7 protein-coding genes are annotated in these 6,188 nt (G+C 67.8%); 1 reads left to right on the top strand and 6 read right to left on the bottom strand.

The features are described 5' to 3' along the window. The coding region (locus AC5L30_RS25720; RefSeq protein WP_494870167.1) for a hypothetical protein at window positions 1–182 on the bottom strand (182 nt) is incomplete at its 3' end. 403 nt (window positions 183–585) lie between these two features. On the opposite strand from AC5L30_RS25720, the gene AC5L30_RS25715 reads away from it, so the two are divergent. Beyond that, the gene (locus AC5L30_RS25715; RefSeq protein ID WP_112584164.1) at window positions 586–810 is read left to right on the top strand and encodes a hypothetical protein; all 225 of its coding nucleotides are present in this window, start codon (window positions 586–588) and stop codon (window positions 808–810) included. A gap of 3 nt (window positions 811–813) precedes the next feature. Here the strand turns inward: AC5L30_RS25715 and AC5L30_RS25710 are convergent, their stop codons facing one another. The 5 genes from AC5L30_RS25710 to tig all read right to left on the bottom strand — a co-directional run bounded on the left by AC5L30_RS25710 (window position 814) and on the right by tig (window position 6,142). Beyond that, the gene (locus AC5L30_RS25710) at window positions 814–1,611 is read right to left on the bottom strand and encodes a carbon-nitrogen hydrolase family protein (RefSeq protein WP_494870166.1); all 798 of its coding nucleotides are present in this window, start codon (window positions 1,609–1,611) and stop codon (window positions 814–816) included. Window positions 1,612–1,753: 142 nt separating this feature from the next. After that, window positions 1,754–3,049: an ATP-dependent Clp protease ATP-binding subunit ClpX gene (gene clpX / locus AC5L30_RS25705; RefSeq protein ID WP_030488273.1), complete on the bottom strand. Its 1,296-nt coding sequence runs from the start codon at window positions 3,047–3,049 to the stop codon at window positions 1,754–1,756. Window positions 3,050–3,259: 210 nt separating this feature from the next. Further along, window positions 3,260–3,922, bottom strand: coding sequence for an ATP-dependent Clp protease proteolytic subunit (locus AC5L30_RS25700; protein ID WP_030333536.1), 663 nt, complete (start codon window positions 3,920–3,922; stop codon window positions 3,260–3,262). A gap of 10 nt (window positions 3,923–3,932) precedes the next feature. Further along, window positions 3,933–4,574: an ATP-dependent Clp protease proteolytic subunit gene (locus tag AC5L30_RS25695; protein ID WP_007464111.1), complete on the bottom strand. Its 642-nt coding sequence runs from the start codon at window positions 4,572–4,574 to the stop codon at window positions 3,933–3,935. 221 nt (window positions 4,575–4,795) lie between these two features. Then, window positions 4,796–6,142, bottom strand: a complete 1,347-nt coding sequence (tig, locus tag AC5L30_RS25690; RefSeq protein WP_494870165.1) for a trigger factor — start codon at window positions 6,140–6,142, stop codon at window positions 4,796–4,798. Window positions 6,143–6,188 lie beyond the last annotated feature (46 nt).

Here is a 6,188-nt window from a genome sequence, read left to right as displayed (position 1 = left end):
TACAAGCACCCTGTTGAGTTCTCAAAGAACAACCACACACCGACCAGAAGCCCCACACCGTGGAACCCCAACCGGGGCTTTTCCGAACCATGACCGGCGCTTTCAGCGCCAGGCACTTTTACCACGTTACCCGCTCGTTTCCGCCGTGTCAAACCGATATTTCGCGGTTCGTCGTGCTTCACCCGAAGAATGCGGATAGTGTTACTGATTTCGAGTCCACGATGACGCACGTCGTTGCCGACGTTCGTTGCTCTCGTGGGAAACCGCAGACCGGCCGATCGCCGCTTCGCGGCTCTCCGCCCGGCTCCTGCCGGCTTCAGAACTCTACCCGGTCGGCTCCGCGTTCGCAACCCCGTTCCCGGGGTGTTCCGCACCGCCCGATCCTCAGTCTCGCTCGGCGTTCCCGCCACGAGCCTGGCGCCCGTTCTCGGCCAGTCTGTCCGGCCTCCCCCGTGCAGAGAGAAAGTTACGCGGACGGCCCGGAGAAGGCAAATCAGGGTTCATCACTGGTTCGGACGACGAGTACGCAACGGTCCCCGGTGCAGCCCGGGACGCGGGCCGCCTCGGCGTGCCAGAGTGTCAGTCATGGATGAGTCCGGGCACGGTGCCAGGGTGTTCGCCGAGGAGGCGCTGCTCGGCCTCATCGGGCCGTTCTGGCAGGTGGTGATCGGTGCGGTCGTGCTGGTCGTACTGGTGCTCTCAGTGGGACGGCTGGCCCGACGGGGCAGGTCCCGGATGACCACAGCGCTACTGGTCACCGCGGCGGCCATCGCCGGGTTCGCGGTGATCGGTGTCCTGCTGGAGGGTTGAGGCTCAGAGCCGGCGGTTGGCAAGGCTGGGCAGCTCGGCGCGGATCGTGTCGAGCCGATCGAGGTCCAGGTCGACGACGGAGATCCCGGGGCCGTCCGGCACCTGGCCGATCACCGTCCCCCATGGGTCGACCACCATGCTGCGGCCGAAGCAGGTGCGGCCCGGCTCGTGGTCGCCGGTCTGGCCGGCTGCCGCCACGAAACACTGGTTCTCGATCGCCCTGGCCCGCAGCAGGATCTCCCAGTGGTCGCGCCCGGTGTGCATCATGAATGCGGCCGGAACCACCAGCAGCTGCGCGCCGCCATCAGATGCGAGGAGCCGGTACAGCTCCGGGAAGCGCAGGTCGTAGCAGATCGACAGGCCGACCCGTAGCCCCTCGACGTCGACCACCACCGGTTGGACGCCGGGCGCGACACTTGCCGACTCCCGGTAGGAGACCCGACCGGGGATCTCCACGTCGTACAGGTGGATCTTGCGATAGCTCGCGGCCAGGCTGCCGGAACGGTCGAAGACCAGCGAGGTGTTCCAGGTGCGGTCCGGGTCCGGGCCGGCCTCGTGGAACGAGCCGGCCACCAACCAGATGCCGAGCCGCCGGGCGACCCCGGCGAAGAAGCTGCCCACCTCCCCGTCGACCGGCTCCGGCTCGGGCAGCCCAGCGGCAGGACCCAGGTAGTCGACGTACTCAGGGAGGACGGCGAGATCCGCGCCGCCGGCGGCGGCGCGCTCCAGTAGGGCCTCCGCGGCCGCCAGATTGGCCTTACGGTCGTCCCGGGCGTTCAGCTGGCAGACGGCGACGCGCATGAGCAAAGGGTACGGCTGGAAGGCCGCTCACGGACAGCGTCACCGTCTGGCCGGCACGGGCGCTGGTCCCGCGGGTGAGCGCCACCGAACACGATCACGCCGGCCGCGTCAGGATCGAACGGCCGGCGTGACGCGGGAAGGATCAGGCAGACTTCTCTTCGCGGTCGCGCCGAGCCCGACGCCCGGTGAACTCACGCGGCACGATCGTCGGGTTGACGTTCTCCAGGACAACCTCGCGGGTGATCAGCACGCGGGCGGCGTCGGGGTTGCTCGGCACCTCGTACATCGCGGAGAGCAGAACCTCCTCGATGATGGCCCGTAGACCACGGGCACCGGTGCCCCGCAGCATCGCCTGATCGGCGATGGCTTCCAGCGCCGGCTCGTCGAACTCCAGCTCGACACCGTCCAGCTCGAACAGGCGCTGGTACTGCCGGACCAGGGCGTTGCGCGGCTCGGTGAGGATGCGTACCAGGGCGCTACGGTCCAGGCTGCGCACGTTGGTGATCACCGGCAGTCGGCCGACGAACTCGGGGATCAGCCCGAACTTGAGCATGTCTTCCGGCATGACCTGGCTGAAGATGTCGTCGGTCGACCGCTCCGACACCGACCGGAGCCGGGCGCCGAAGCCGGTGCCGCCCTGCCCGGTGCGGGACTCGATGATCTGGTCGAGACCGGCGAACGCGCCACCACAGATGAACAGCACGTTTGTGGTGTCGATCTGGATGAACTCCTGGTGCGGGTGCTTGCGGCCACCCTGCGGCGGCACATTGGCCACCGTGCCCTCGAGCATCTTGAGCAGGGCCTGCTGCACGCCCTCACCGGAGACGTCCCGCGTGATCGACGGATTCTCCGACTTGCGGGCGATCTTGTCGACCTCGTCGATGTAGATGATGCCGGTCTCGGCGCGCTTGATGTCGTAGTCGGCGGCCTGGATCAGCTTGAGGAGGATGTTCTCCACGTCCTCGCCCACGTAGCCCGCCTCGGTCAGCGCGGTGGCGTCGGCGATCGCGAACGGGACGTTCAACATCCGGGCGAGGGTCTGCGCCAGGTGGGTCTTGCCGCACCCCGTCGGGCCGAGCAGCAGGATGTTGGACTTGGCCAGCTCGACGGCGTCATTGCCGGAGCCTGGCGCGCCAGCCGCCTCGGCCTGGATCCGCTTGTAGTGGTTGTAGACCGCGACGGCGAGCGCCTTCTTGGCCTGATCCTGGCCCACGACGTAGGTGTCGAGGAACTGGCAGATCTCCATCGGCTTGGGAAGCTCTTCCCACTTCACCTCGCCGGACTCGGCCAGCTCCTCTTCGATGATCTCGTTGCAGAGATCGATGCACTCGTCGCAGATGTAGACCCCAGGGCCCGCGATGAGCTTCTTGACCTGCTTCTGCGACTTGCCGCAGAAGGAACATTTCAGTAGGTCGCCGCCGTCACCGATCCGTGCCACCTACGTTCTCCCTGCACTCATCGGCCGGAGACCCGGCCCTGACCTGCGGACGTTGCGCGCCGCCCGGCTTTAGTTCGCGCCGCCGGCCCAACCGGCGAAGCGGTACGGACCCGACGTTACCCGCTGGCGGGGCATTCTCCGACCCCCAAAACGGGTGTGTCAGAGGTCGGCCGGGAACGAAGCCCCGGCCAACCTCTGACCCGGCACAGCTCAGCGGGCGGCGTTGGCCGCCAGCAGACCCTTCTTGCGACTGGTCAGGATCGTGTCGACCAGCCCGTACTCCTTGGACTCCTCGGCCGTCATGATCTTGTCACGGTCGATGTCCTTGCGAACCTGCTCGATCGGGCGGTTGCAGTGGCGGGACAGCATGTCCTCCAGCTGCGTACGCATCCGCAGGATCTCCCGGGCCTGGATCTCGATGTCCGAGCCCTGCCCGTAGCCGCCCTCGGTGGCCGGCTGGTGGATGATGATCCGCGAGTTCGGCAGGGCCATCCGCTTACCCGGAGTGCCCGCCGAGAGCAGCACCGCCGCCGCACTCGCCGCCTGCCCGAGGCAGACCGTCGAGATGTCCGGACGGACGTACTGCATGGTGTCGTAGATCGCCGTCATGGCGGTGAAGGACCCACCCGGCGAGTTGATGTACATGATGATGTCGCGGTCCGGATCGGTGCCCTCGAGCGTCAGCAGCTGGGCCATCACGTCGTTGGCCGACGCGTCGTCCACCTGGACGCCGAGGAAGATGATCCGGTCCTCGAAGAGCTTGTTGTACGGGTTCGACTCCTTGACCCCGTACGACGTGCGCTCGACGAACGACGGCAGCACGTAGCGGTTGTGCACGGCCGCGAACTGGGGCGGCAGGCTCAGATCGGTCATCGTCAGCTCCTCAGCTCAGGGTCCCGGCGCCATCCGGAACCTGTGCGGCCCCGATGATCACCTTGTCGATGAAGCCGTAGTCCATGGCCTCCTGGGCGGTGAACCAACGGTCCCGGTCCGAGTCGGCCTCGATCTGCGACTGGCTCTGGCCGGTGTGGTGCGCGACCCGCTCCTGGAACATCCGCTTCGTGTAGAGCATCTGCTCCGCCTGGATGGCGATGTCGGACGCCGTGCCGCCCAGACCACCGGACGGCTGGTGCATCATGATCCGTGCGTGGGGCAGGGCGTACCGCTTGCCCTTGGTGCCCGCGCAGAGCAGCAGCTGGCCCATCGAGGCAGCCATGCCCATCGCCACGGTCGACACGTCGTTGTCGATGAACTGCATGGTGTCGTAGATCGCCATGCCGGAGTAGACCGAGCCACCCGGCGAGTTGATCCACAGGTTGATGTCGCGGTCCGGGTCCTCCGCGGCGAGCAGCAGCAGCTGCGCGCAGATGCGGTTGGCGACCTGGTCGGTCACCTCACTGCCCAGGAAGATGATGCGCTCCTTGAGCAACCGGTTGTAGACCGAGTCGTCGAGGTTGCCAATGGAGTCGCCACCGCGCGCGTCAATCGCCCGGAGCGACTTCTTGGGGATGTGCATGTCGGTCATGGCAGCCCTTCGCTCTCCGTACCGTCTTTCCCGACACTAACCGCTGTGCGGGGCGGCAGAGTCCCGGTCGGGGCAGTGTTCGCTCTCAGCGCAGCTGTGTCGGGCGTACCCGCGGCGCGGGCTTCCGGGCGTACCCGGCAGTGCTTGCTGCCCGGGCGTACCCGGAAAGGGAAACGGCCGCCGTCCGCCGCTCAGCGGCGGACGGCGGCCGCACCCGACGATCAGTGGTCGTGGTTGTGCTCCGCCTCGTTCGCGGCGCGCAGCGCGTCGAGGGTGATCCCGTTGCCGGCCGAATCCTTGATCGTGATCCGCTCCATGACGGCCGCGAGCGCCTTGCCCCGCCGCACGTCACCGAAGACCGCGGCGGCCGCGCCGGAGCGCACCAGCTGGTCGTAGTACTGCTGCGGGGCCATCCCGGCACGCTGCGCCCGGTGCACGATCTCGTGCCCGAACTCGTCGTCGGAGACCTGCACGTCCTCCGCGTCGGCCAGCGTGTCCAGCAGGAGCTGAACCTTGACGCCCTCGGTCGCCGCCTCGGTCAGCTCGGCGTCGATCTGCTCCTCGGTCTTGTCCTCGGCCGCGAGGTACTCCTCCATCGACGCGCCGATCCGCTCCAGCTGGTCGACCATCGCCTGCTTGCGGCTCTCGACCTCCTCGCGGACCACGCCCTCCGGGGCCGGGATGTCGGCGGCCTCGACGAGCTGGGCCAGGGCCTTGTCCCGAGCGGCGTAGATCTGCTCGACCTGCTTGCCCTGGGTGACCCGGGCCCGGAGGTCGCCGCGCAGCTCCTCCATCGTGTCGAACTCGCTCGCCATCTGGGCGAACTCGTCGTTCAGCTCCGGCAGCTCCTTCTCCTTGACCGTGCGCACGGTCACCGCCACCTCGGCGTCCCGACCGGCGAAGTCGCCGCCGACCAGCTGGGTGGTGAAGGTGGTGTCATCGCCGGCGGCGAGGCCGACCACGGCCTCGTCCAGGCCCGGCAGGAGCTGCTTGCTGCCCACCTCGTGGGAGATGTTGCTCGCCTGGCCGCCCGGCACGTCCTCGCCGTCGACGGTGGCGTTGAGGTCGATCTGGACGTAGTCGCCCTCGGCGGCGGCCCGCTCGACGGTCTTGAGGGTCGCGAAACGCTCCCGCAGGTTCTTCACCTGCTCGTCGATCTCGCTCTCGTCGATCTGCAGCTCGTCGACGGTCACCTCGATGGTGCTCGCGTCCGGGATGGTGATCTCCGGGCGGACGTCGACCTCGGCCGTGAAGTTCAGCGAGTCACCGTCGTTGAACTCGGTGATCTCGACCTCCGGGCGCCCCAGCGTCTTCAGGTCGTGCTCGCGCACCGCGGCGAGGATGTTCTCCGGGATGGCCTCCTGGACCGCCTCGTTGAGGACGGTGCCCCGGCCCACCCGCTGGTCGATCACCGCGGTCGGCACCTTGCCCCGGCGGAAGCCCGGAACCTGGACCTGCGAACCGATCTCCCGGTACGCCTTCTTGAGGCTCGGCTCGAGCTCGACGAACGGCACCTCGATGGCGAGCCGCACGCGCGTCGGGCTCAGAGTCTCGACGGTGCTCTTCACAGGCGTACTCCTTGACGGATCTCAGTTGAGTCTGGGCGTGATTCAG

The organism is Micromonospora sp. BQ32 (genome assembly GCF_059358895.1).
The sequence above is the reverse complement of the archived record's forward strand: the minus strand, read 5'-3'. Positions and strand labels throughout refer to the sequence as shown.

Bases quoted from the DNA above. Each gene is read 5' to 3' on its own strand.
- AC5L30_RS25715 (WP_112584164.1), top strand. From the start codon at position 586: ATGGATGAGTCCGGGCACGGTGCCAGGGTGTTCGCCGAGGAGGCGCTG.
- AC5L30_RS25710 (WP_494870166.1), bottom strand. From the start codon at position 1,611: ATGCGCGTCGCCGTCTGCCAGCTGAACGCCCGGGACGACCGTAAGGCC.
- AC5L30_RS25700 (WP_030333536.1), bottom strand. From the start codon at position 3,922: ATGACCGATCTGAGCCTGCCGCCCCAGTTCGCGGCCGTGCACAACCGC.
- AC5L30_RS25695 (WP_007464111.1), bottom strand. From the start codon at position 4,574: ATGACCGACATGCACATCCCCAAGAAGTCGCTCCGGGCGATTGACGCG.